The following is a 23,808-nucleotide window of genomic DNA, read 5'->3' as shown; positions in this document are numbered from 1 at the left end:
GGAATGAGTGCGCTCATTCTACTATGAGTCGCTATAATTCTCATCCTTTAATTCCAACAATGGCAACTATACCAATAGCAAAAAATACAGTTAACTTTTCAATAAAAATAAAGAATTTGCACCATTTTTCTTTGCTTGTTGAATGGCTATTTCTATTTTTTCAAGCACATCGACTTCGTGATCATCGCTTGCTTGAGAAAAATGAAAAATCCCAACGGATGCCGTCAGATACTGGTTATTTTTATCAAACAAAATTTTTGCATCTGTAATCGCAAATTTTAGGCGTTCCCCCAATGTCATCACAGCCCAATCTGTTAAATGCTCAATCACAACAATAAAGCTAGCAGAATTCAATCGGAATAGTTGAGCCTCAGTTTGACGAATAACTTCATTTAACACAGCACCTAATTGTACTAAGGCTTCATCTCCTACTGTATAACTATTGATTTGATTGAATAATTTAAAATTATCTAAATCAATTTTTAAAAATGAAACATCCGTTTTTGCAGGATTCTGCCACAATTTATTTAGATAATGATCAAATGCGAGCGCATTTTGCAGACCTGTTAATAAGTCTAAATATAAGTGATCATGTAATTTTTTATTGTTTTGTAATAGCACATTTTCACGTCGTTTTAAGCGTGTTACATCGGAACACACAACGACAATCATCTCAATTGCATTATCAGCATTTCGAATAGCTTTAAAATAAGCAAGATAGAAACGACCTTTTACATAAAACTCTTGTTCTAAATAATTTTGATTTTGATGAAAATAATCTAAAGCTTCTTGAAAACGTGCATAAACAACTGTAGAAAATGTACTTAATAATTTATCTATCAAATACAATGCATCACTTTCATAAATATCTGCAAATTTTTGATTTGCACCTAAGCAACGCGAAGTATCGTCAAAAATAGCAATGGGTAAAGGAATCTGAGAAATAAACGAGACTAAATGTAATTTATCTATACTCTCTAAATATTCAAAAACTTTTATTTGTTCAAGATTATCTTTTAAATTTATCGACTCATGTTCCATATAACACCTCAAAGCCAACAAAAATAACTTCACCCATTCAGTTTGAATGACTCATTTTAACCAGAGGTTTCACATTATTTAAATTTCATCTTCAAAAGTATCACCATCTGATACTTTCAAATCATGATAAATGATCTACTGATTGACTAATATTGTGTCACACATCAATCAAAATAAAAATATTTTGCCGACAAAATCACACCCATAAGCTATATTCAACTTATGGGGCAAAAAAGTCTGTTTTCTAAATTTCAAATGCTATTTGTGTATAAATAACGCTTAGAAACTATCTGCAGGTACGCGTACCCAGCCTTCCATCAGTACACGTGCACTACGGCTCATAATGGCTTTTTTAACTACCCATTGACCATTTTCACTTAAAGCTTGCGCTCCGACACGTAAGGTTCCCGATGGATGACCAAAACGTACTGCTTCCCTTTCTCCACCACCCGCAGCTAAATTCACGAGTGTATTTGGAATCGCTGCCGCGGTACCGATTGCAACAGCTGCTGTTCCCATCATCGCATGGTGTAGTTTACCCATAGACAATGCACGTACCAATAAATCCGCATCGGTTTCAGTCACTTGCTTACCGCTTGATGATGTATATGCTTTTGGTTTCGATACAAATGCAACTTTCGGTGTGTGTTGACGATTCGCAGCTTCACTAATGTCTTTAATTAAACCCATTTTCACAGCCCCATAAGCTCGAATTTTCTCAAAACGTGCTAAAGCGGCTGCATCACCATTAATCGCTTCTTGAAGTTCCGTTCCTTGGTAACCAATATCTTCTGCATTTAAGAAGATAGTCGGAATACCTGCATTAATCAAAGTAGCTTGAAAAGTTCCAATTTCAGGAACTTCTAAGGTATCTACAAGGTTTCCTGTTGGGAACATTGCACCGCCATCTTCACCATCATCAGCAGGATCTAAAAATTCAATTTGAACTTCAGCTGCGGGGAAAGTCACACCATCCAGTTCAAAATCACCTGTTTCTTGAACTTGACCATTGGTCACAGGTACATGTGCAATAATGGTTTTTTGAATATTGGCTTGCCAAATGCGTACTGTACAAATGCCATTTTCAGGAATACGTTCCGCTGCAACTAAACCATTACTAATTGCAAATGAACCTACTGCCGCAGTCAAGTTGCCACAGTTTCCACTCCAATCCACAAATGCTTTATCAATCGACACTTGTCCAAATAAATAATCAACATCATGTTCAGCTTGTGAGCTTTTTGCCAAAATCACTGTTTTACTGGTGCTTGATGTCGCTGCACCCATACCATCAATTTGCTTTCCATAAGGGTCAGGACTACCAATTACTCGAAGCAACAACTGATCACGTGCCTGCCCCGCAACTTGTGCACGTTCAGGCAAATCATCTAATTTAAAGAAAACACCCTTGCTGGTTCCACCACGCATATAGGTTGCAGGGATTTTGATTTGTGGTGCAAAGCTCATTTATCGTATTCCTTTCAATTCTCTTTGTTGTATCAAATAATGAATTACCATTCAGTTTTATATTAACCTGTTTTTACTAAAAAACACGGATTGATTGACTTAAGTATTAAATAAATATTCAACATAGCCTAGATTTCACCCTCTCTTAAACAGATACACTCTAGTTCAATAAAATTTATTTGCTTGATAACTCAATGAAATATTACAAATATAGTTTTTTGACTTATTAGTTTCCTTACATAAATCAATCATGTACTAGGCTAAAAGTAACCAATCAATTACAATCATTGCATTCATATTAATTAGAGTCGAATACATTGAGCAACGAGTCTACACAATTACAACGTGGACTTAAGAATCGTCATATCCAATTGATTGCCATGGGTGGAGCAATTGGTACAGGGTTATTTTTAGGTTCCGCACATGTAATCGAATCGGCAGGTCCATCGATTATTTTGGGTTATGCTATTGGTGGTTTAATCGCATTTTTAATTATGCGCCAACTTGGTGAAATGATTGTTCAAGAGCCTGTAGCAGGTTCATTTAGTCATTTTGCCAACAAATACTGGGGAAAATTCCCAGGCTTTTTGGCGGGTTGGAATTATTGGATCCTGTATGTCTTAGTTGCAATGACTGAGTTAACAGCCGTAGGTAAATATATCAATTACTGGTGGCCAGATATCCCAAGCTGGGTTTCGGTACTGTTTTTCTTTGTGATCATCACGCTGATCAACTTGGGGAATGTAAAATTTTACGGTGAATCTGAGTTTTGGCTCTCAATTATCAAAGTGACTGCTGTTGTTTCCATGATCATTTTTGGTCTCTATTTATTGGCAACAGCGGGTGCAGACTCGACCGCTTCATTTAGTAACCTTTGGACACATGGTGGTTTCTTCCCACATGGTTTTGATGGTTTGTTCTATATGTTAGCTTTCCTCATGTTCGCTTTTGGTGGTATTGAATTGATTGGTATGGCGGCTGCAGAAGCAGATGATCCACAAAAATCAATTCCAAAGGCAATTAACCAAGTTGTTTTCCGTATCCTTCTTTTCTATATCGGTTCATTGACAATTTTATTATCACTGGTTCCTTGGAATGAGTTACAACTCGGTGGTCTTGATAAAAGCCCATTCGTGATGATCTTTAGTCAATTAGGGATTGGTTGGGCTGCGCATTTGCTTAACTTCATCATTTTAACTGCTGCCCTTTCGGTATATAACAGCGGGATGTATGCCAATAGCCGTATGCTTTATGGTTTAGCACAACAAAAAAATGCACCGAAAATATTTACAAAAACCAATAAGCAAGGTGTTCCTATTCCTGCTGTTTTATTCTCAGCATTATTGATTTTTGGTTGTGTATTGTTGAATTATTTTGCACCAGAAGATGCATTAAGCAATTTAATCTATATCGTTGTTGGCGCATTGGTTTTAAACTGGGCAATGATCAGTTTAACTCATCTTCAATTCATCAAAGCAATGAAAGCTGAAGGTAAGATATCTTCATTCCCTGCATTGTGGTCACCATTGAGTAACTACCTTGTACTCGCATTTATCGCTGTTGTGCTTTATATCATGTGGACACAAGGATTAAGTGGCGCAGTCATTATGATCCCAATATGGATTGTATTGATGTTTATTCTGTTCAAAGTTTTGTACAGAAAAGCATAAAATCTTTGTTTTTAAAAGTTATTACTTCGGTAATAACTTTTACTTTCACTAGTATTATTGTAAATTATATTTCCTTTGCGCCCTTAGCTTAACTGGATAGAGCAGTTGCCTCCTAAGCGACCGACGTGGGTTCGAGTCCCGCAGAGCGCACCATTGAATGATGAATTGCTTTATTATTTATCTCAAACTAACTTTCACTTAAACCTACTGTCCATATTTTCATCATTTAAAAAAATATCTTTTTAAAATATCTGTCTCTTTCACTTTATTTATTTAAATAATTTTCATAACAATCTCATTTTACGATACTTCTAAAAATCTCAAGGTTAAAAAATAACTTCTAAGTTCAATTTTTTTTCGTTAATTCTATGGATAGAGTATTTACTCTTATTTTTTATATGTTATTTTGTAAAAAGAAGTAACTTTGAGTTATTCACTATAAGGTTCAAAATTATTTCACCACCAAAGCTTAAGCCATTAAAAAGATTCATTTTATCGTATTTAGGGAAAAATTAAAATGAAATTAAAAAGTCTGTCAATTGCGATAATTGTAGCAACTTTACCAACAACTGGTGTTTTTGCCGCAGCACTAGATCGTTCAGGTCAATCCATTTCAGCATTTTTACAACCAGGTAACTATTTTGAAGCAGGCATCTCTGTTTTAGACCCTACTGTTGAAGGCAAAGAAGCAGGTGAAGCTCCTCAGCCACATCGTAACATTGGTGATATGGGCGATGACTACTATTTCCCATCAGCAGCGTTAAAACTCCAACTGACTGACAACTTTTCATTCGGTTTAATTTACGATCAACCATTTGGTGCAGATGCTGCATATAGCGGTACAAATGAATTTGTATCAGCACCAACTGATCCAGTATTAGGTAGTTTACCAATTACAACCTCACAACTAGGTGGTGTAACTGGAAATACTAAAGTTGAAGTAGATACTCAAAATATTTCCATGATTTTTGGTTTCCAACCTACTGAACAATTCAACATTTATGCTGGTGGTGTGTACCAAACTGTTAAAGGCAATGTTAGCTTACGTGGAAAAGCATATAGTCTATATAACGGTTATGATGCGAAAATCAAAGAAACTAGTGGTACTGGTTGGTTAGCAGGCGCTGCTTTTCAAATCCCAGATATTGCTTTAAAAGCATCTGTTACTTATCGCTCTGAAATCGATCATGATGCAGATGCGACTGAATCTATTGCACTTGCAGATCGCTTAAGCGGTATGCCTGCAGCACAATTGCAAGGCTTGATAGCTTCGCTAGGTACTTCTGGTGCGGCTGTAGCACCATACTTATTGAAAGCATTAGCAGCTAATCAGACACCTGGCGGTGTAAAAATTACGACACCACAATCTGTAAACCTAGATTTCCAAACAGGTATTATGGCAAATACAGTTGCATTTGCTAACTTACGTTGGGTGAACTGGAAAGATTTTTCAATTCGTCCAGACAAATTTGGTAAGGTTTCAGAAGCTGTTGGCCCATTATTAGGTGCAACGAATCCAAGCAATGCACGTCCAAAGGGTTTTAACCTTGTTGAATATTCAGAAGATCAAATTTCAGCAACAGTCGGTGTAGGTCGTAAACTCAATGAGCAATGGGCTGGTAACGTTTCTGTAGGTTGGGACTCTGGTGCAGGTAATCCTGTTTCTACTTTAGGTCCAACAGAAGGTTATTGGAACTTAGGCTTAGGCGTTCAATATAGCCCTACACCACAAACCTTTATCGCTGGTGGTGTTAAATACTTCTGGTTAGGTGATGCAAAAGCACAAACTGGTGCTCAAGCTGGTGAAGACTCTCGATATGTTGCAGAGTTCACTGACAACAACGCAATCGCTTACGGTTTAAAAATCGGTTATAAATTCTAAGAATTTATTGGTATAAAAAATCCCACAATTATGTGGGATTTTTTATGTCTTAGCTTAAGAGATTTTGATTAAAACGCTTAAAGCATTACACACTTTAATTAAAAATCATAAAAATCTACTTCACCTGTTTCAAGTGAATATTGAGCACCGACCACTTTCAATTTGCCCTGAGCGATCAAGTTTTCTAAAACTGCTGACCCATGACGTAGCTGGTTGACTGATGCAAATACATTTGATTTCACTGCATGCATCGATAATTTATCTAGGTCGTCTTTCAACTCAGTTTGCATCAAGATTTCAACTGATGGACGCACGCGGTTGACGATAGACATTAGATTGGCAGACGGTGGCGTTGTCGGATTCTTCAAAGCTTCAATTGTTGAATGAATCGCACCACAATGACTATGACCTAAAACCACAACCAATGGACAACCAAAACTATCTGCTGCAAATTCCACACTACCCACTTGCGATGGTGCAACGATATTTCCCGCCACTCGGATCACAAATAAATCACCAAAACCTTGGTCGAATACCATCTCAGCAGGAACACGAGAATCCGAACAACCTAAAATGATGGCAAAAGGTTCCTGACTCCCAACCATCTCCGTTCGCTGTTGGTGTGTCAAAAATTTATTATGATTTGTTTCACCATGGGCAAAGCGTTCATTACCCTGTTTTAGACGTTCTAAAGCTTCTTGAGCAGTTAGCATTTGTGTTTTATTCCATTGTGTGGAGATTAGGTCATTTTAATGCTGTCAAAAGTGAAAGTCACTGACTAAAAATAAACTCTGTTACAATTTTTGTGATGTAGCATGATCTTATAATTATTTTAAAAATATGTAGGCAAAATTCACAATTAGATTCATTTCATCTAATAAAATCACAGAATATGCTGCAAATTAGCTTTATTCTAAATTTTTGTTTTGGCAAAAAACTTACAAATAGTCCATTTTCAGCGAATGCTGAAAAAAATATCATCATGAATAATATTATTACTTTATATAATGCCAAGTCATTTGTTAGGAACCCTATGCATGTCTGAACTGCCCAATAAGAAAATTCTGCATTTTTTAAATAGCTTATTGTTAAGTCTGAGCACTCTAGGTGTAGTTACTTTGAGTCATCAAGCTAATGCTGCAAGTAATGTCGCTGAAAATATCGACTATTTAAAGGTTGTACAAGAGGAAAGATCTTGGGCAGGCTTGAACTCTAAAACACTACGTGTAGGAGATGTCGTTTGGTCTTATAGTGAAGGCGGTCCTAAAAATAAACCCACCATTTTATTGATCCATGGTTTAGCCAGTAGTCGAGATACTTGGAATAGTGTCGCTAAATCCCTTACACCTTATTATCATGTCATTATTCCAGACTTACCCTCTGCTGGTGCAACGCAAGTTCCTGCAAATTTTGACCTTTCTGTTCCTAATGTAACAGAACAACTGCGCCGTTTTATTGAAGCAGCACATATTCAAGACAATTTAAATATTGCAGGTCATTCTTTAGGTGGTACGATTGCCATGTTTTATGCATCGCAATATCCATTTGATACCAAAAGCTTATTTTTAATGAGTACGGGTGGTATCTTTAAATCGACCAATACCAACTACCTGAGAAATCCGATTTACCTCAAACAGCTTTTAATTACGCAAAAAGGTGACTTAGATTTCGTGATGAATAAAGTCATGTTTCATCAGCCTTTTACTGCCAGTATTATTAAAAATGAACAAGAGAAATTGTTTATTGCAAAATCAGCTGATACTGCAAAGATCATTAACCAAATTGATGCGCTCAATCGTCTATATACGCCGATGACATTTACCACGATGCTCAAGAATATTGAAGCACCCACGATAATCTTATGGGGTGCGCAAGATCAAATCGTTAATGTTGATGTAGCCAATGAGCTAAAATCCGTTTTAAAACGACCAGAAAATCCAATTATTTTACAACGCGTCGGACACATGCCTTTGCTTGAAGCACCAGAACGTGTTGCTGAAAATTATCTAAGTTTTTTAAATAAAGTTCAGCCTTTGCAAAATCCATTCTCTGATCAAAAACACGAACAATTTGAGTCTAAAAAATGAAACATCCCCTCGTTGAACAATTAATCGATGCTCAACTCTCATTTTTAGATCAAGAGTTTACTCAGTCTGGAGCCATTAAAACTGAATTTAATGAGTTTTATCTTTGGTTTAGAAAGCAACCGCTTAAACAACTCTGGTCGTTTGATCAAATTAATGCTCTTTTACAAAAACAAGTATTAGATACAGCTGCAAGCAGTTTTTTGATTGAGCAAATTACTGATCATATCCGTTTTGCTTTAATCCACCCAGTTAATGATAACACCTTGATTGAAGATATTATTCCAGTTGCAACCATAGATAAAATTGCACAATATGTAGCAAGTAAATCGAGTCATCGCCAAGCGCTGATTAAACGTATTGTGAATAATCCATCATTTTCAAGCATGCTGACTCAGCTGATTCATCACTCGATCCAAGATTATATTGATAATTCTGTGATGAATAAAAAAGTACCAGGTGTTGGTCGCTTTATGAAGATGGGGAAATCTGTTTTAGAGTCTGTCACTGATACCAATTTAGATGATACGGTTAAACATTATCTTCAAAAAAATATTATTAAAATTAGCCAATTGAGTGAGCAAGTCATCAACCATCAGTTTGATGACAATAAGCTTTATCATTTCCAAGCTAATTTATGGCATAAGATTAAGAAGATACCTATTGGTGTGTTACGTAATTATGTTGAAGTAAATGATCTTCCCAATACGGTGGGTATGGGGCATGAGATTTGGGATCATATCCGTCAAACTGATTATTTAAAAAAACAAGTCCACGACGGAATCCTCACATGGTATGTCCGTAATGAAGAACGCCCTTTTGACTTGATTTTGAATGATATTAATATCGACGAAGCCTTGATTCAAAATGAATTACAAGCTTTGCTTGAACCTGTGATTCAAAGCATGATTTCTTCTGAGCATTTAAAATCACGTGCTCGAATCTATTTGGAAAAGTTCTATTATTCTGATGAAACGTTAAAGATTTTGAATATTGAATCTGTCATTTGACTGCAAATACTCTATGACGTACAGTAAAAAGCCTCCGTAAACGGAGGCTTTTTTCCATGACTGATTAGAATCGGATGTTCATGCCCACTGTATAGCGTCGACCATCAAGAACCACGTCATATTCACTATTGGTAATTTCTTTATTGGCAATATTATAAATACCAGCACTTAAACTTAATTTTTGTTTTGCTTTAAAAACGACACCTGCATCAAAAGTACCATAAGCAGGAGTACCTGCCTCCATCGTTGTACGACTTAAATAATCACTGGTTTTGCCGCGATAGTTATAGTCTATCCAAGTGTTCCAGTCATCTGACACATCATAGTTCAACCCAATATTTAACATGTGCTTTGGCATTTTATTTAAAGGCTGTCCTTTAAATTCACCACTTTTTTGCTCAGATTTAGTATAGGTATAGTTGGTATTTGCCTGTAAATTATCAAGTAAATCATAATTAAAAGAGAACTCGACACCTTTCATTTCTGCATCAGAAACGTTTTTCATTTGACTCACAAAGCGATAAGGTTGCCCATTTGCAGAACATTTCCACTCTGACACAGGAGAACTATTTGTTGTCCCTGGCGTATCACATAAACGATCTTCAACAATTTTGTCTTTAAAATCAGATTTAAAGACCATTAAACTTGTCGATAAACCAATTTCAGGCGCGATGTAATTAAAGCCAAATTCATAACTGGTACTTTTTTCTGGTGACAAATCAGGGTTACCAATAATTACAGCACTCCCTTTTCCTGTACGACTTCCAAAACCTTCTGATATTTGACTAATCGTCGGTTGTTTATACCCTGTACTTACACCACCTTTTAAAGTGAAAGCATCAGTTATGTGATAAACACCATAAATTCTTGGTGTAATTTCGTCACCAAAATATTCATCTTTATTATATCGAGCGCCAATTGTTAAAGCGAAATCGTCAGTAAGACTCCACTGATCTTCGACAAATAATGCAAATAACCAGCGATCAAGTGAGGTTACACCCGTAACACTTGCTAGGCCATTGGTTGTATCTTTAATTTTTTCCTGCTGATATTGACCACCAGTGATCAAAGCATGATTGCCTATATTGAAAGACGCTTGGGTATTAAATAATTTTAATTCTTCCTGCTTTTGATCTGCGACTGCGCCACTATATACTTTTTTTGTCGTTTCATCTTGATAGTAACTATCAATTGAAAACAGATCATAGTTCCCTTTATGACTTAAAGTCCAAACATCTTTTTCATTTTCATTGGTTGAAGCCTGACTCGCTACCCCCACACTTTTACCTAAAGTTGTCGTATATTCTTGTCGTGTAAAATCATATCTTAAACCAATATCATTCTGTTCATCGACACTCCAAAGCAAGCCTGTTCCAATTTTTCTAATTTTCTTTTCAGATTCACTCGATGCTGATTTTTGACCTTCGCCGCCAATATAGTCACTTTCATCAGTACCTTGAAAGTTACCATCTAAGCTTAATGATAACTTATCTTTAATTAATGGGCCTGTGGCGTATAAGCTGACACCATAACTATCATTGGCATAATCATTATTTGACTTGGTATATTCTGGAGAGATACTGCCTTGCCACGACGTAGATGATGCTTTTTTAGTAATGATATTAATTACACCACCCATGGCATCAGAGCCATGTAATGATGACATTGGTCCACGAACAACTTCAATTCGCTCTATCATATCGATAGGTGGTAAATAGGCACCGATCTTCCCACCATCTGTACCATTCCCATTCACGACTCTTCCTGCACTGATCGGACGTCCATCAATGAGATATTTGGTATAATTTGCCCCCATACCACGAATGGTAATTTCTTTATTGTTTCCTCCACCTTGTACTGAAACACCTGGAATATTTTTAACCGCGTCGATCACATCTGTATAAGATTTCTTTTGTAGCTCTTCCGCTGTAATGACTGAAATTGATGCAGGAGCATCAGCCACATCTTGTTCCGAACCAGATGCTGTCACAACAATCGTTTGTAACTTTACTGATTCCTGAGCTTGTGAATCAGTTTCATTAGAAATTTTTTGTGAATCTGCTGCATGCGCAGCCCCCATCATGATGCCAACAATAGAGAGAGATAACACAGATTGGATGATACGATTAGACATATAAGTATTCCAAAGAGGCTAATTTATGGATAAACCATGTAAATTTCGCCCCACAGCTTAACAAAATAGAACACTATTACAATTAATATTGATAATTATTCTTATTATTAATAACTGTTTGACTAAAACTCAATCAAAAATAAAGACTATTTAAGATTCATTTAAGAAACTTAAATATTCAAATATTTTCCATTAATTTATTACTGAAATAAAAAAACCTCCATAAAGGAGGTTTTTAAACAATCATATTCAAACAATATAGATCATTATTTGAAATAAGCACCATCCGCTTGGCTATGATCAGTTTGATCGACCACGCGTCCAAGTTCAGGTATATGTTCTTTCAGTGTCGTTTCTACACCTTGCTTTAAAGTTACGTCAATTGCAGAACAACCTTGGCAACCACCGCCAAATTTCAATACTGCAGTTAAACCATGCTCTTCATCTTCAAGCACTTCAACCAACGCACAGTTACCACCATGCCCTGCTAAACCTGGATTAATTTCTGCTTGAAGTACATAAGTAATACGCTCTTCAATAGACGCATCTGGCCCTACACGTGGCACTTTCGAGTTTGGCGCGCGGAAAGTCAACTGACCGCCAAAACGATCTTTGTTGTAATCAATCACAGCATCTTTGAGATACGGAATAGATGGTGTATCAATAAATGCAGGAAAATCTGGATAATCTTGTCTGTAATCTGTTGGCGCAATTTCTTCAGGCGCACTATACGCCATGCAGCATTCAGCGCGTGGAGTTCCCGCATTTTCAACAAATACACGAACGCCGATTCCAGGAGTATTTTGTTTCTCCAATAGATCTTTTAAATACTCCTGTGCATTTGGAGTAATCAATAAGTTTGGAATTTCTTCTGCAACTGCAGCATTGGTGTTCTCAGTCGACATAACTCTATCCTCAAGCTGAAGTCGGTATTTTAACTGAAGATGAGGCTGAATGAATAAAAATCAACTAAAATTGTCGGAATTAAATTTAAAAACATGCTTATTTTATTTTTTTGTCTGTTTTCATTGTATTTTTTTAATGAATTTAAGTATTTCAATAGCTTTTCAAAATATTAGATTTGTTCAGCATAAATTTTTCTCAAGAATTATTCTGCTTTAAAAAGCATTTTTTAATATTTTTAGCTCATTTCTTCTTTCGCTAAGCTTCATTATAAATTTATATAAAACGTCATCATTGCCATGCAAAAACTAAAACTTGTAAGTTCAATCTCAATCGCTTTATTTACCTTCTATCTGGCGGGTTGTAATGATGATCACGATTCCAATCAAACTATATCCCAAAAACCAAAGCCCAATGTTTTATTCATCATGGCAGATGACTTAGGCTATTCTGATCTCGGAGCATTTGGTGGTGAAATTCATACGCCTAACTTAGATGCCCTAACCCAAGAAGGGCGAATTCTGACCGACTACCATACAGCACCGACATGCTCCCCTACTCGTTCACAATTGATTTCTGGTACAGACCATCATCAAGCAGGAATCGGTGCAATGGCGGAACTCACGCCAGCACATCTAAAAGGCCAGCCTGGTTATGAGGGCTATTTAAATAATCGTTCTTTGTCCATTGCTGAAGTATTACGTGACAATGGTTACCGTACTTACATCAGTGGTAAATGGCATTTGGGTTTAACACCTGAAACCAATGCACATGCCAAAGGTTTCGATCATTCATTTACGCTATTACAAGGTTTAGATCTTCATTTCAAACAAAACCCAAGCCAATACAACCGCGCAGGGCTAGCAACTTATACTGAAGATGGTAAAAAAATTGCTGTTTCAGATTTGCCAGATGATTTCTTCTCAACTGATTACTATACAGATAAGTTGATTCAATATTTAGACAGTGGGAAACGCTCTGGAAAACCATTCTTTGCGTATGCCGCCTATACAGCACCACATTGGCCGATCCAAGCGCCGCAAAAATACAGTGATCGCTACAAAGGTCAATATGATGTTGGGTATGAGCAGATCCGTAATGCACGTATTGCGAAACAAAAGCAACTGGGTATCCTCCCAGCAAACTTCCAAGCGGCTGACCCATTAGCAACCGCTCAAATTCCTAAATATCCAAAATGGAACGAACTCAGCTCTGAACAAAAAGCTTTAGAAGCGCGTAAAATGGAAGTCTACGCAGGTATGGTCGAAAATCTTGATGATAATATTGGTCGTTTGATTCAATATTTGAAAGCCAATGGACAGTATGAAAATACCCTGATTTTCTTTGTTTCTGACAATGGTGCAGAAGGCTTTGTTCGTGGCACTTATGGTACAGAAACAGGCTTCGATACTTCATTAGCTGCTGTAGGCACTGCAAACTCATATCACTATATTGGGCCACGTTGGGCCGAGGTCAGCGCTGCACCTTTTCATTTATGGAAAGATACTGCAGGTGAAGGTGCAACCACAGCACCCGCTATTGTCAAACTTCCAAATCAAAAGAAAGCTGAAAATATCTACCATGGCTTCGCCAGTGTATTAGACGTATTTCCAACTGTACTTGAATATGCCAATGTTTCAGTACCAAAAGATCAATACAAAGGTCGTCAAATCAACAATCCATCAGGTATTTCGTGGAAATCAACTTTAGAAAACAAAACAGCAAGCATTCGCCCTGCTGAATTTGCTTTTGCTGATGAGTTACATGGCAATAAATATGCTAAACAAGGCGATTGGAAAATTGCTTATCAAGCAAATGGCAATCTTGGTACTGGAAAGTGGGAGCTTTACAATCTCAAAGATGATCGTGGCGAACGAAATAATCTTGCAGACAGTCATCCAGAACAAGTGTCTAAACTCGTTGAAGTTTATAACAAATACACTCAACAAAATGGTGTATTGGAATTTAAACAATGATCGTAAAGTACATCATTGCAATCAGTGTCAGCTTGCTCCTTGCAGGCTGTCATGTTTCATCAAATACCGAGCATGAACAATACCAGTCAAAAGCACAATTAATTTTAGGTGATCCACAAAAATGTGGGAAATATTCAGGCTTGCCTCATCATTGGGGAAGAGATAAGCATGCGGGTATGGTTTGGATTCCCGAAGGAAGTTTTGAACTCGGCTCAAATATTGCCTATCCAGATGAGCTCAATTTTGGTGAAAAGAAACGTAAAATTTCTGGGTTTTGGATTGATCAAACCGAAGTTACAGTTGCTCAATTTGCAAGTTTTGTAAATGCAACACATTACATTACAGATGCTGAAAAGCAACGACAAGTTGCTGTATTTAGTCCAGATCCAAAGCATCCTCAGCAATGGTGGCAACTCAAATCTGGCTTTACTTGGAAAACACCCTATGGTGAACACGGTGCTCTCCCGAATCCTGCAGAACCCGTACGCTACGTTACCAAAAATGATGCTGAACATTATGCGCTATGGCTTAAGAGAGATTTACCCTCAGAAGAACAATGGGAATATGCTGCAAAAGCGAAATCTACCTATGACACACCATTGCATCATGAACCACAAAATCAGCAACACCAACCTATTGCAAATTATTGGCAAGGCAACTTTCCTTTTCAAAATTTGCAGCAAGATCAATTTGAAGGTGTTGCACCTGTTGGTTGCTTTCCAGCGAATGCATTTCAACTCTATGACTTGATTGGAAATGTATGGGAATGGACAACATCACCCTATACAGGTGCCCATGATCAACACATGGGAGATTATAGCCATCTACGTCAACAACAAATCCATGCACAAAACTATGTAATTAAAGGTGGCTCTTTTTTATGTGCCAATAATTACTGTGCAAGATTTAGAACCAGTAGTCGTCATCCACAAGAGCTAGATCTTGCCACAACCCATGTTGGTTTTAGAACTATTCTTAAACCATAAACTCACAATAAAAATCATTTTTTAAATGCTCATTCATTTACACAAAAGTACTTTTGAAATGGCTCAATAGGTCTTAAATTTTAAATGAAAATCTAACTCACCATAAAGGATCTAAAAATGAAAAAAATGATTTTATTTCTATGTTCCAGTCTGATGCTATCTTTAAGTGCATGTGCTGTACATACACATGAGGGTAGCATCGTTGTAGATCCCAATGGGGTTTATAATGATCGCAGACATGGCGATGGTCGTTTTTGTCCGCCAGGTCAAGCAAAAAAAGGGAACTGCTAATCTAGAATAGTAAATTTTAAACAACCAATTCCTCATACTTAAAACCTTCTATAAAGAAGGTTTTTTCTTTATAAAATCATCAATATTTCCTTTGATATAACAAATTTATTTCCACATAGACTGTACGACTAATTACTCAGAAAATTGTTAGGAAATGCCACCCTTTAGCTAAACTCTGCATGGATAATGTATACATCTGTATATTAATGATGAAATAAAACGAGAGATTTTGCATGTCCAGTTCAAATGATGGTTTACAATTTCCAATTGATCCTGAAACTCATAAAGTAAGTAGTTCTCAAGTGGGTAAGGAAATTATTGCCGAAGCACTGTCGTTGGTCGATCACCAAAATTCACAACACGCTTTGCAAGAAAAGAACTGGCGTAAACATTATCCAATTTATTTTAAGGCATTGGTCGAAAATGGTATTCGCTCAAGTAATAATGCGATCACCATTGCCAAACAAGGTTTACATAAAGCACAACACAGTTTTGACTTTTTTAGAGATGGGCAACGCTATTCTCTAAAAGATGTCATGACGGTTCCTGTCACAACGCAAATTCAAACGGTTACGCTGAAAGGTCGTTCTGAAGCAAAACCTGAATGGTCTGTTCCTTATCATGGGAAAGACCTACAAGGTCAAGCTTTACTGGATCAAATTCAAACTTGGTTAGATGCAGGAATTATTGAAGAAAGCCATGCCAATGCTTTACGAGAAGCTGTTGCTCATCCTAAATGGTTTGATCTGTCTGACCGCACGATGGTGTTATTTGGTGCTGCCTCTGAAGCAGGGCCGCTCACATGGTTATCTCAATGGAAAGCCAATATTATTGCGATTGATCTTCCTAATGAGCGTGTATGGGGGAAAATCCTAAATACTATACAAAAAGGCAATGCCACGCTTTATGCACCTAGCCTAGAAAAAATTGACGACACCCAAAATTTAGAAGAATTAAAAACCAAACTTGGTGCAAACTTACTGACTCAAATCCCTGAGATTACCCAATGGTTAAGTGAAAATCCGCATAAATTAGACTTGGCTTCGATTGCTTACTTGGATGGTGAAAAACACGTCCGTGTCTCTATGGCAATGGACAGCATCATGAGCCATGTCAGTGAGCAGAAGCCTGATTCTTCACTGATGTACATGTGTACACCAACCGATGTTTATGCTGTGCCTCAAGAAGTCATTCAAGGTTCAACCGATAAGTTTTCACAGCGCTCTAAACTTGAAATTATTTTAAGTAAAGGCATTTCTGCCCTGTCGATGAAGCAGTTTTTTAAAGATAATGATCAAAATTTAATTACTTCTGATAATGGAAAATCTTATGGGATCGCGGATTGTTTGGTCGTTGAGCAAGGTCCAAACTATGCTTTGGCAAAACGTGTTCAACAATGGCGTGCAACTTTAGCCCGTCATCAAGGTCAACGTGTCAGCATCAATATTGCACCATCAACAACCACGCATTCGGTGACAAAGAATCCTTTACTTAAAGCAGCTTTTAACGGCGCAAGTTTGTTTGATGTTGAAGCTTTTAGCCCTGAAACCACCAATTCAATCATGGCAGCACTGTGGATTCATGATCTCAGAAATCCAAAATCTGTAGCGAATCCTGAAACTCAAATGGAACATCCATTAGAGTTAATGATGGAGGGCGCAAATCATGGTGGTTTATGGCGTGTAGCTTATCTGGCACGTACTGCACTGCCCTTTGCGGCAATTTATGGCTTTGCCACAGATAAATTACCTTTAAAAAAAGTGCTTGGTAAATTGAAGAAGTAATATTTCAGTACCTGAAAAAATGCCCTCTGAATTTTTTCATTGGGCAAAAATAATTCATATATACAATGGCGGAATTAAATCAATTAATGATTGAATTGATAGAGATTTATAATTGTTATAGATCACATTTGAGTTCGGAGATGTTAACTCCAAATCAAATGTATGAGAAAACAAAACCGAGCTAATTGCTTAACTCGGTTTTAAATGAAAATACTATCAATCTATTTCAGGATGAGACAGAAAATAACTCTCCCCAAAAAGCTATTTAACGCGCGTTTTATTGATGATGTTCACATTTTAATCACGTTTACGAGATTTAACACTTGTTTACGTGAATACCAATGAATTTACAGTTAGGAACATCTACTATCTACTTAAGTTATGAACCATCCCCAAAGTTCATAACATTTCTCCTTAACCGAACTGTGAAAGCAGATTCGTTGTTCTACGCAGTGATCACCCCAATCATTGCGTATTTTTTTGTCTTCAGTTCCTTCTGTAAACTCTGTTATTTATAAATAATCGCTGTACAGAATGCAAGCACTACTTTTTAAACAACATCTTAATGATTAAAAACTATTAAAACCATAAAGTATTGATTTTGATTAAATTCATGAAATATTTAGTTGCATTTTCAAGACAAAACCGATAATCTTTTCTTATTAATTGAATTAATTGATGATAAATTCATTATTTAAGTATTCTTAAGAAAATTATTTATAAAAATTTGCACCGATCACCTGCTGAGCAAAACAATTATGTGGGAACTTTTTACGCATTCATCCAACTTATTTTTTAGTGTAAGCCTATGCTTAATGTTGCTATTGGGGATCGTTGAATGTTTACTCCTCATTATTGGTTCAACGTCTCAAGGTTTCTTAGATCAATTTATCCCCGACCAGCTACTAGAAACACATCCACCAGATGTCGAACTCAATGCTGATCATGGCGTCTTTTTTGTACAATTTTTAGATTGGCTCTATCTTGGGCGTGTTCCAGTTTTAGTTTGGTTGATTATTTTTCTGACCACTTATGCCCTGTTTGGATTTATTGTTCAGGCGATTTTTTATAATTTTACTCAAACCTATTTTCCACTTTGGATCATTGCTCCTGCATGCTTTATTTTATGCATGCCGATCGTGCGAATCTGTGCTGCAATTATTGCCAAAATCATCCCACAGGATGAAACAACAGCCATTCATAGTGATGAATTGATTGGACGTACAGCACAGGTCATTTTAGGTGAAGCTAAACAACATTATCCTGCTCAAGCTAAAGTCATCGATCAATTCGGGCAAACACATTACATTCTTGTTGAACCAGAATCAGATGAAACATTTCAACAAGGTCAAAATGTTATTTTGACACAAAGAACAAAAAATGGTTTTCAAGCAACAAACTTCAATTAATTGATTGAACTGTAAATAGAACTAATTCAAATTTTAAACTTTTAAAATAAATGGAGGGTGAATAAAATGTTGAATTCTAATTTATATCAAATACTTATTTTAGCTGGAATTGTACTGGTGGCATTGATTGTCATCGGTGTCATTGTTGCACGCTTATACAAACGTTCGAGTAAAGAAGTTTCTTTTGTCCGCACAGGTTTTGGTGGAGAAAAAGTGATTCTCAACGGTGGTGCAATTGTTCTTCCAGTTTTACATGAAGTAATTCCTGTAAATATGAATACGCTTCGTTTAGAAGTTAAACGTACTGCAGATCAAGCGCTTATTACCAAAGATCGTATGCGTGTTGATGTTGCTGCTGAATTTTATGTTCGTGTAAAGCCAACCGCAGAGTCTATTGCCACTGCAGCTCAAACACTCGGGCAAAAAACCATGCAACCGAATGAGTTAAAGTCACTGGTTGAAGGTAAATTCGTAGATTCATTACGTTCTGTTGCTGCTGAAATGGCAATGGAAGAACTACATGAAAAGCGTGTGGATTTTGTGCAAAAAGTTCAACAAGCCGTATCAGAAGAATTATTCAAAAACGGGCTTGAACTTGAAACAGTATCTTTAACCGGTTTGGATCAAACTGATTTTAAATTCTTTAATCCACAAAATATTTTCGATGCTGAAGGTCTGACCAAACTGACTGAAACCATTGAAGACCGTCGTAAAAAGCGTAATGGTCTTGAACAAGATGCTGATCTTGCGATTAAAACCAAAAACCTTGAAACTGAGCAAGCACGTCTTAAAATTACACGTGAAGAAGAATATTCAAAGATGGAACAAATCCGCGAATTGTCTATTCGTCGTGCAGAGCAACAAGCTGAAATCGCAACGCAAGAATCTGAAAGACAACGTGAAGCAGGTGAAGCGAAAATTATTGCTGATCGCCAAGTTCAATTAAAGAAAATTGCTGCCGATCGTGATATTGAAAATGAAAATATTCTCAAAGCGCAAGCAATTCAAAAAGCGCAAGTTGAACAAAAGAAAACAATTGAACTCGCTGAGCAAGACCGTGCGATTGCGATTGCAGAAAAGTCTCGTGCAGAATCTGAAGCTAAAGCTTTAGCGGATCAAGCACGTGCCCAAGCCGTAAAAGCGGAAGAAGAAGTAACAACTGTCCGTGAAACTCAGCGTGCAGAGCGTTTAAAAGCCGTTGAACTGGTTGCTGCCAAACAGGTTGCTGAAACAGATGCGATTGCAATTACCGTAGCTGCTGAAGCTTCAAAACAAGCAGCTGTCGATGATGCTGAAGCAGTACGTATTGCTGCTCAAGCGGAAGCTGAGAAAGTGCGCTTAAAAGCAAAAGGTGAAGCGGACGCAAAAATCTTGCTCGCGGAAGCACAAGAGAAACAATACAAAGTTGACTCTGAAGGTACACGTGCAGTTAATGAAGCAAACAACGTGCTTTCTTCTGAACAGGTTGAAATGCAAATTCGTTTGGCATTATTAAAATACTTACCTGAGATCATTCGTGAAAGCGTTAAACCAATGGAAAACATTGATGATATTAAGATTTTACAAGTCAATGGTTTAGGTGGTATTACAGGTTCAACAGCTACAACTGAATCAGGTGAGCAAGGTCAAGTTGCCTTATCTGATCAAGTAGTCAATAGTGCGCTACGTTATCGTTCTCAAGCACCTTTAATTGATAGCTTAATGAATGAGTTAGGGATCAAAGGTGGTGACATCAATGGTTTAACTCAGCCCCTTAAACCAAGTAATGACTAAATATCAAATCATGAAATAAAATTTCAAGCCTCTGTAAATCAGGGGCTTTTTAAATAAATCCAATCTCATTTAAAAAAATGAAATTTAATAAACAATACATTATAAAATATTGCTTCAGCTTATTTTAAATCATATTTTACGAAGCAGTTTTTTATGCCAATCTTCTTCCACTCAATCAACCTGTGAATGCAATGACTTGGATTATATTTATTCTCGGTGCAATGATCGCAGGCTTCGTTCAAGGTCTAACAGGCTTTGCCTTTGCATTGATTGCGATGTCTTTCTGGATTTGGGTACTTCCCCCTCAACTTGCCGCACCTTTGGTCGTATTTGCTTCACTGTGGAGCCATATCATTTCACTGAGCAAGGAACAAAAACTACAACTCCCCTTTTCTCTTGCGCTTCCATATATCATTGCTGGATTGATTGGTGTTCCACTCGGTACCTATCTGCTTAATTTGATCGATGGGCATACGTTTAAAATTATCCTCGGACTTTTCCTTATCATTTGGTGCCCCATTATGTTCTTTGCACCTGAATTTTCGCGTATTCAAAAACTTGGAAAAGTCGCGGACAGTGGAATTGGATTTATAGGCGGGATTCTTGGTGGGTTAGGTGGTTTTTGTGGTGCTGCACCTTCGGCTTGGCTCATGCTCAAAAATTTACCCAAAGCGCAACAACGTTATATATTAAGGCATTTCAATTTCGCGATTCAGCTTTTCACAATTTTGATTTATCTTTGGCATGGCAATATTGAGAAAACACATTTGCCCTACTTCGGACTCATTATTCTTACAGTCAGTGTCCCTGCTCTGATTGGTGCCCAACTTTTTTATAAAATTTCAGAAAAGCAATTTAAATATCTAGTGCTCAGTTTACTTTTCGCATCAGGTTGTTTTTTATTATTCACATCTTTACTGCAATAATAGACTTGATAAAAATGTTCATTTTGAATGTCTATTTATTCATCATTTAAATCAAAAAAAGAACTATCTCAGCAGATATACTCTATTTTTCATGCGTAATTAATCCTACAATTTCATTACTCATTTTTACTTTATCTATGTGATGAAAACCTCATTTTTGTTAAGCATCATTATTGTCTTAACAGGATGTTCCCTTGGCACATCTCGTGAAATTAAAACAGCCGAAAAACTCCTCAATCAATTTCAATGTAATAATATTGAAACCAATGAGTTAGCCCATAGCGCGATCAATATTTACCATGAGCATGCTCTTTCTACCAGTAAGCAGAAAGCGGTTCAATATGTTGAAAGTTATAAATTGGGGCAAGCGTTATTTAAAATCCCATTAGATGAAGTTGTCCAACAACAATATGAAATTTATACAACAGCATGTGAGTCTTTAGGTGGTGTACAAAGCCCGACTGTTAAAACGAATGAACCATAAAAAGCCCTTTCGAGATGAATGAAAAGGCTTTGCTTGAAATTATGCTAGTTTGACTGCCGATTAAGAATGAGTAAAACGAGTATCCACGCTGAAAAGCTCAGGATATTTCGGATTAATTTGTCCATAAAATTCCATAATTTCAGCCATATCTTTTTGATAATCACCTGTAGGATAGATAATTTTCCCGATACCTGTTTTTTTCTTTTCATAGTCCATATAAGCAAGTGCGATCGGCACGCCCGCATTGATCGCAACATGATAAAAACCCGTTTTCCACTTTTCTTGTTTTGAACGTGTGCCTTCTGGAGTCACTAACATCACCAATTTTGGATGTGTCTTAAATAAGTCCGTCATCAACTGCACCATGCTTGGGCGTTCTTCACCTTCCGCTTTAGGACGACGGTCAATTCCAATCCCGCCCATCGCACGGACAAAGGGTCCAAATGGAAACTTCATATAACTATCTTTAATGGTAATACGAACATTCACACCCAAGGCTTTTAGTGCCAATCTGGCATAGAGTGCATCCCAATTGCTGGTGTGTGGTGCTGCAATCATGACACATTGGTCAATATTTAAATCCCAATGGTTGTCGATTTGCCACCCCATTAACTCCAAACTTTGTTCAGCGAATTTCTCGAACACCTAGCACACCAGTCTATTAAAATTTGTGTGGATTGTAGCAATCCTAAGCATAGATAAAAACGCGAATTGGATAAATAATATTCAATTAATATATAAATGTATAAATTATTATTTGACTCAAACTTGTCGTTATCTTTCGAGTATTTAATAAACTTTGCGGTTAAATCGCATATATTAATTATCTAAAGCATTAATATACGCAATCCATAACATTTCACGACTGAGATTATCATTTTATTGCAAGTATTCGCTTAAAATAGAATGAACAATGCTCAAAGCACATTCTACAATCGTCGCAAAATTCAAAAAACCATCACATGTGAAACCTTTTTCATTACATGAATTGTCTATTTATTACATTGAAAAAAATATATGCTGAACTGCAAATGAATGAATCAAGTTAATCCAAATCTTCATCAACCAATGAAAACCAATTTATGGGTATTATCATGAAAAAAATTCTTTTGATTGTTCCAGTTTTCGGTTTGATATTAACAGCATGTTCCAAACCTACACATGATGCGTCACAAGACATCCAAGCAACGCCCCAGACTCAAATTGCCCAATCACATGACGCTGCAACGCCAACAATAGACTCAGAACATAACGCTCAAAATAGTTTGGACTGGGCTGGTGAATACACAGGTTTATTGCCCTGTGCAGATTGCTCCGGGATTAAAACCATATTGACACTTAAACCTGACCATCGTTATGAACTTAGTGAAGAATATGAGGGCAAAGGCGATGGCCAACAATTTAAGAGACAAGGCACTTTTAGTTTTGATTCGTTAGGTCTACTCATCACTTTAGATAAAAATGCAGAGGGTCGAAAATACTTTGTCGGTGAAAATTTCCTAGAGTCACGTGATATTGAAACAGGTGAAAAAATTGAAAGCCCAATTGCGGAACACTATAAGTTAACGAAGAAATTACAGTAATTTCTGAGCCAATAAAAAACCTGCATCATGCAGGTTTTTTATGTCGAGGGGTGGAAAGTATGACGATGACTGAATTTAATTAACCTGAGTTCGATGTGCCTTTTCACCAACATTCGGTACGCGGAATCGTCCTTCGCAGTTGTTTGAGGCAGGACTAAATCTACAGGTTAATGTTTTTGCGAGTATTTTGATAAATTTCGGTATTTGACGAGTTCTGCGAAGGACAATGGTTTTGGTTACTTTTGCCTTATCAAAAGTAACTCCAACCGAAGGTTAATCTTTATATTTGAACAAAACCGATAAGACTCCGTCACAATGAACATCACAACTTGCCTTATTCTATTTAATTTATAAAATAACTTATCGAACTCACGCTAATTAATATAAAAATGCCTCATTAAAGAG

General features: G+C 36.8%; 19 protein-coding genes and 1 tRNA gene. 14 read left to right on the top strand and 6 right to left on the bottom strand.

Annotated elements, in window-relative coordinates:
- Positions 1 to 90: 90 nt before the first annotated feature.
- Together BEN71_RS05050 and prpF are read right to left on the bottom strand one after the other, a co-directional pair.
- Positions 91 to 1,041: a GGDEF domain-containing protein gene (locus BEN71_RS05050; protein WP_068973456.1), complete on the bottom strand. Its 951-nt coding sequence runs from the start codon at positions 1,039 to 1,041 to the stop codon at positions 91 to 93.
- Between the two features lie 279 nt (positions 1,042 to 1,320).
- Positions 1,321 to 2,508, bottom strand: a complete 1,188-nt coding sequence (prpF, locus tag BEN71_RS05045; protein ID WP_068973457.1) for a 2-methylaconitate cis-trans isomerase PrpF — start codon at positions 2,506 to 2,508, stop codon at positions 1,321 to 1,323.
- A 317-nt stretch (positions 2,509 to 2,825) separates the two neighbouring features.
- Between prpF and BEN71_RS05040 the strand changes: the two genes are divergently transcribed.
- The 3 genes from BEN71_RS05040 (at position 2,826) to BEN71_RS05030 (ending at position 6,060) form a co-directional block, all read left to right on the top strand.
- Positions 2,826 to 4,178, top strand: a complete 1,353-nt coding sequence (locus tag BEN71_RS05040; protein WP_068973458.1) for an amino acid permease — start codon at positions 2,826 to 2,828, stop codon at positions 4,176 to 4,178.
- A 77-nt stretch (positions 4,179 to 4,255) separates the two neighbouring features.
- A tRNA-Arg gene (locus BEN71_RS05035) sits at positions 4,256 to 4,331 on the top strand.
- A 364-nt stretch (positions 4,332 to 4,695) separates the two neighbouring features.
- Positions 4,696 to 6,060, top strand: coding sequence for an outer membrane protein transport protein (locus tag BEN71_RS05030; protein ID WP_068973459.1), 1,365 nt, complete (start codon positions 4,696 to 4,698; stop codon positions 6,058 to 6,060).
- A gap of 98 nt (positions 6,061 to 6,158) precedes the next feature.
- Here the strand turns inward: BEN71_RS05030 and BEN71_RS05025 are convergent, their stop codons facing one another.
- Complete coding sequence (locus tag BEN71_RS05025; RefSeq protein WP_068973460.1) at positions 6,159 to 6,773, bottom strand: carbonic anhydrase; 615 nt, start codon at positions 6,771 to 6,773, stop codon at positions 6,159 to 6,161.
- 324 nt (positions 6,774 to 7,097) lie between these two features.
- Here BEN71_RS05025 and BEN71_RS05020 point away from each other — a divergent pair, with 324 nt between their 5' ends.
- Both BEN71_RS05020 and BEN71_RS05015 read left to right on the top strand, forming a co-directional pair.
- Positions 7,098 to 8,147, top strand: coding sequence for an alpha/beta fold hydrolase (locus BEN71_RS05020; RefSeq protein ID WP_068973461.1), 1,050 nt, complete (start codon positions 7,098 to 7,100; stop codon positions 8,145 to 8,147).
- Entirely contained in the window at positions 8,144 to 9,154 is a 1,011-nt protein-coding gene (locus tag BEN71_RS05015) for a hypothetical protein (RefSeq protein WP_068973462.1), read from the top strand. Before BEN71_RS05020 ends, BEN71_RS05015 begins: the two co-directional genes overlap by 4 nt.
- Before the next feature lie 64 nt (positions 9,155 to 9,218).
- Here the strand turns inward: BEN71_RS05015 and BEN71_RS05010 are convergent, their stop codons facing one another.
- Together BEN71_RS05010 and nfuA are read right to left on the bottom strand one after the other, a co-directional pair.
- Positions 9,219 to 11,288: a TonB-dependent receptor domain-containing protein gene (locus tag BEN71_RS05010; protein WP_068973463.1), complete on the bottom strand. Its 2,070-nt coding sequence runs from the start codon at positions 11,286 to 11,288 to the stop codon at positions 9,219 to 9,221.
- Between the two features lie 266 nt (positions 11,289 to 11,554).
- Complete coding sequence (gene nfuA, locus BEN71_RS05005; RefSeq protein ID WP_068973464.1) at positions 11,555 to 12,193, bottom strand: Fe-S biogenesis protein NfuA; 639 nt, start codon at positions 12,191 to 12,193, stop codon at positions 11,555 to 11,557.
- A gap of 297 nt (positions 12,194 to 12,490) precedes the next feature.
- Here nfuA and BEN71_RS05000 point away from each other — a divergent pair, with 297 nt between their 5' ends.
- The 8 genes from BEN71_RS05000 to BEN71_RS04970 all read left to right on the top strand — a co-directional run bounded on the left by BEN71_RS05000 (position 12,491) and on the right by BEN71_RS04970 (position 21,820).
- Positions 12,491 to 14,167 (top strand): arylsulfatase, encoded by a 1,677-nt coding sequence (locus BEN71_RS05000; RefSeq protein ID WP_068973465.1) that lies wholly within the window; start codon positions 12,491 to 12,493, stop codon positions 14,165 to 14,167.
- Complete coding sequence (locus BEN71_RS04995; protein WP_068973466.1) at positions 14,164 to 15,153, top strand: SUMF1/EgtB/PvdO family nonheme iron enzyme; 990 nt, start codon at positions 14,164 to 14,166, stop codon at positions 15,151 to 15,153. Before BEN71_RS05000 ends, BEN71_RS04995 begins: the two co-directional genes overlap by 4 nt.
- Positions 15,154 to 15,270: 117 nt before the next feature.
- Positions 15,271 to 15,444 carry a hypothetical protein gene (locus BEN71_RS19180; RefSeq protein ID WP_086322751.1) on the top strand — a complete coding sequence of 58 codons (174 nt, stop codon included), beginning with the start codon at positions 15,271 to 15,273 and terminating at the stop codon, positions 15,442 to 15,444.
- 233 nt (positions 15,445 to 15,677) lie between these two features.
- Entirely contained in the window at positions 15,678 to 17,228 is a 1,551-nt protein-coding gene (locus tag BEN71_RS04990) for a hypothetical protein (protein WP_068973467.1), read from the top strand.
- Positions 17,229 to 17,986: 758 nt separating this feature from the next.
- Entirely contained in the window at positions 17,987 to 18,637 is a 651-nt protein-coding gene (locus BEN71_RS04985) for a YqiJ family protein (protein ID WP_068973468.1), read from the top strand.
- A 66-nt stretch (positions 18,638 to 18,703) separates the two neighbouring features.
- Complete coding sequence (locus tag BEN71_RS04980) at positions 18,704 to 20,410, top strand: flotillin family protein (protein ID WP_068973469.1); 1,707 nt, start codon at positions 18,704 to 18,706, stop codon at positions 20,408 to 20,410.
- Between the two features lie 191 nt (positions 20,411 to 20,601).
- Positions 20,602 to 21,336, top strand: a complete 735-nt coding sequence (locus tag BEN71_RS04975) for a sulfite exporter TauE/SafE family protein (RefSeq protein ID WP_068973470.1) — start codon at positions 20,602 to 20,604, stop codon at positions 21,334 to 21,336.
- A 142-nt stretch (positions 21,337 to 21,478) separates the two neighbouring features.
- A complete protein-coding gene (locus BEN71_RS04970; protein ID WP_068973471.1) occupies positions 21,479 to 21,820 on the top strand; it encodes a hypothetical protein in 342 nt (113 codons plus the stop codon).
- Between the two features lie 60 nt (positions 21,821 to 21,880).
- Here BEN71_RS04970 and BEN71_RS04965 read toward each other — a convergent pair whose 3' ends face one another.
- Positions 21,881 to 22,429 carry a 1-acyl-sn-glycerol-3-phosphate acyltransferase gene (locus BEN71_RS04965; RefSeq protein WP_406565273.1) on the bottom strand — a complete coding sequence of 183 codons (549 nt, stop codon included), beginning with the start codon at positions 22,427 to 22,429 and terminating at the stop codon, positions 21,881 to 21,883.
- Positions 22,430 to 22,914: 485 nt separating this feature from the next.
- On the opposite strand from BEN71_RS04965, the gene BEN71_RS04960 reads away from it, so the two are divergent.
- The gene (locus BEN71_RS04960) at positions 22,915 to 23,403 is read left to right on the top strand and encodes a copper resistance protein NlpE (protein ID WP_068973482.1); all 489 of its coding nucleotides are present in this window, start codon (positions 22,915 to 22,917) and stop codon (positions 23,401 to 23,403) included.
- Positions 23,404 to 23,808 lie beyond the last annotated feature (405 nt).

The organism is Acinetobacter wuhouensis (genome assembly GCF_001696605.3).
In the GTDB taxonomy this organism is placed as follows: Bacteria; Pseudomonadota; Gammaproteobacteria; order Pseudomonadales; family Moraxellaceae; genus Acinetobacter; species Acinetobacter wuhouensis.
The sequence above is the reverse complement of the archived record's forward strand: the minus strand, read 5'-3'. Positions and strand labels throughout refer to the sequence as shown.

What these genes read in the sequence shown, in the direction of transcription:
- BEN71_RS05025 (WP_068973460.1), bottom strand. Translation starts at nt 6,773, where the DNA reads ATGCTAACTGCTCAAGAAGCTTTAGAACGTCTAAAACAGGGTAATGAA.
- BEN71_RS05015 (WP_068973462.1), top strand. Translation starts at nt 8,144, where the DNA reads ATGAAACATCCCCTCGTTGAACAATTAATCGATGCTCAACTCTCATTT.
- BEN71_RS19180 (WP_086322751.1), top strand. Translation starts at nt 15,271, where the DNA reads ATGAAAAAAATGATTTTATTTCTATGTTCCAGTCTGATGCTATCTTTA.
- BEN71_RS04980 (WP_068973469.1), top strand. Translation starts at nt 18,704, where the DNA reads ATGTTGAATTCTAATTTATATCAAATACTTATTTTAGCTGGAATTGTA.
- BEN71_RS05010 (WP_068973463.1), bottom strand. Translation starts at nt 11,288, where the DNA reads ATGTCTAATCGTATCATCCAATCTGTGTTATCTCTCTCTATTGTTGGC.
- BEN71_RS04990 (WP_068973467.1), top strand. Translation starts at nt 15,678, where the DNA reads ATGTCCAGTTCAAATGATGGTTTACAATTTCCAATTGATCCTGAAACT.
- nfuA (WP_068973464.1), bottom strand. Translation starts at nt 12,193, where the DNA reads ATGTCGACTGAGAACACCAATGCTGCAGTTGCAGAAGAAATTCCAAAC.
- BEN71_RS04975 (WP_068973470.1), top strand. Translation starts at nt 20,602, where the DNA reads ATGACTTGGATTATATTTATTCTCGGTGCAATGATCGCAGGCTTCGTT.
- BEN71_RS04985 (WP_068973468.1), top strand. Translation starts at nt 17,987, where the DNA reads ATGTGGGAACTTTTTACGCATTCATCCAACTTATTTTTTAGTGTAAGC.
- BEN71_RS04960 (WP_068973482.1), top strand. Translation starts at nt 22,915, where the DNA reads ATGAAAAAAATTCTTTTGATTGTTCCAGTTTTCGGTTTGATATTAACA.
- BEN71_RS05020 (WP_068973461.1), top strand. Translation starts at nt 7,098, where the DNA reads ATGTCTGAACTGCCCAATAAGAAAATTCTGCATTTTTTAAATAGCTTA.
- prpF (WP_068973457.1), bottom strand. Translation starts at nt 2,508, where the DNA reads ATGAGCTTTGCACCACAAATCAAAATCCCTGCAACCTATATGCGTGGT.
- BEN71_RS05030 (WP_068973459.1), top strand. Translation starts at nt 4,696, where the DNA reads ATGAAATTAAAAAGTCTGTCAATTGCGATAATTGTAGCAACTTTACCA.
- BEN71_RS05000 (WP_068973465.1), top strand. Translation starts at nt 12,491, where the DNA reads ATGCAAAAACTAAAACTTGTAAGTTCAATCTCAATCGCTTTATTTACC.
- BEN71_RS04970 (WP_068973471.1), top strand. Translation starts at nt 21,479, where the DNA reads ATGAAAACCTCATTTTTGTTAAGCATCATTATTGTCTTAACAGGATGT.
- BEN71_RS04965 (WP_406565273.1), bottom strand. Translation starts at nt 22,429, where the DNA reads ATGGGGTGGCAAATCGACAACCATTGGGATTTAAATATTGACCAATGT.
- BEN71_RS05050 (WP_068973456.1), bottom strand. Translation starts at nt 1,041, where the DNA reads ATGGAACATGAGTCGATAAATTTAAAAGATAATCTTGAACAAATAAAA.
- BEN71_RS04995 (WP_068973466.1), top strand. Translation starts at nt 14,164, where the DNA reads ATGATCGTAAAGTACATCATTGCAATCAGTGTCAGCTTGCTCCTTGCA.